We start from the raw sequence: 1,497 nt of genomic DNA, 5'->3' as shown, positions 1-1,497 counted from the left end.
TGTCGAAAGGTGGCGTCCGGATTCCGGTGTAAATCGGCCTTGGGAGGTTCTGGCTTCGGTGGGTGATGTTACGCGGTGGCGCTGACCTCCTCGGGGTTGCTGGTAGCGGAGCCTGGGGTGTGCTGGGGTCGCAGTTGTCGGGGTGGTTGCAGCAGGCTGCGGCGTAGGTCTTGGAGCTGGCGCAGTCCGGCCGGGGTCATGGTCAGTCCGCGCCAGCCGCGAGATGCGCGGTCGAGCACGGCCCACGCGATGCTGATGCAGCTGGTCTCACCCGGGAAGCGGCCGATAACCTTTGCGCGGCGGCGGGTTTCGCCGAAGGTGCGTTCGATGAAGTTTGCATGTCGGATGCGGTGATGATGTTCGGCGGGGAACCGCAGATAGGCGGTCAGGCCCGTGCGGTCGGTCAGCAGGATCTTCATCGCGGCCGGGTAGGTGGCGCTGTAGCGGTCGGCGAACGCGGTCAGCCGGGCGTCAACCAGCTCCACTAGCCGCGGACCGGGCTCGGTGTTGAGCTCGGCGGTGTCAAAGCAGGCCCAGTAGCCGTCGCGGATCTCGGCCTGCATCCCGGCGGGGACCTTGGCTAACACGTTGCGCACCCGATGGATCAGGCAGCGTTGGCGCAGCGCGGCGGGCAAGACTTGCTCGATCGCGGCGATTAGGCCGCGGGCGCCGTCGGAGACGACCAGCAGCGGACACGCCAGCCCCCGCTCGGTCAGGTCGGTCAAAAAATCTGCCCAGGCATCGGTCGACTCCCCGGCGCCGGAGGCCAGGCCCACGAAGATGGGTTTACCGTCGGTGCTCACACCCCAGGCGGCCAGGATCGGCTCGGCCGGCGAGCCGGGATGCATCCGGAAAAACGAGGCATCCAAAAACAAGTAGTCCAGCACGACATCATCGAGGCGGCGCCGCGCCCAGGTGTCGTATTCGGTCTTGATCGCCTGACATACCTGCGCCACCGTCGATTTTGAGATCGCGGCCTGATCCCCAAGCGCATCGGCCAGAGTGGCCTCGACATCGCGCACCGAGAGCCCACGCACAAACGACGCGATCACCAGCGACTCCAACGCATTGGTCTTGGTGACGTGCTTGCCGAACAATCGTGAGGCGAACGCGGCGGTGGTGCCGCGCAACTTAGGCCGCTCCAAGCTGACCGGGCCGGCGGTGGTCTTGACTGACACCGGCCGATACCCATTACGCGCCCCGGGCTGTGCGTCCGGCGTCGCGGCGGCGCGTTGATAGCGATCCCGGCCGAGGAACTCGGTCACCTCGGCCTCCAGCGCGGCCTGCATCAGCAGCTTCGCACCGAGCCGGGCCACCTCCTCCAGGATCTCGGGCAGCTCACGATCGGATGCAAACAGCTCGTCGATCTTGGCGCGAACACGTTCCGTCGGCGATACTCGTGCAGGCACGGGCGTAGGTCCTTTCCTTCGATGACTTGGTAGGTCTCGAAGCAGAACCTACGCCCGGCCTCTTTTACACCGCTTTCAGGACGCGACC

1 protein-coding gene is annotated in these 1,497 nt (G+C 66.1%); it reads right to left on the bottom strand.

Annotated elements, in window-relative coordinates; genetic code table 11:
* Positions 1-68: 68 nt before the first annotated feature.
* Positions 69-1,409, bottom strand: a complete 1,341-nt coding sequence (locus tag AC5Y49_RS24625) for an IS256 family transposase (protein ID WP_499891991.1) — start codon at positions 1,407-1,409, stop codon at positions 69-71.
* Positions 1,410-1,497 lie beyond the last annotated feature (88 nt).

The organism is Mycobacterium sp. NGS62, from assembly GCF_059812285.1.
The sequence above is the reverse complement of the archived record's forward strand: the minus strand, read 5'-3'. Positions and strand labels throughout refer to the sequence as shown.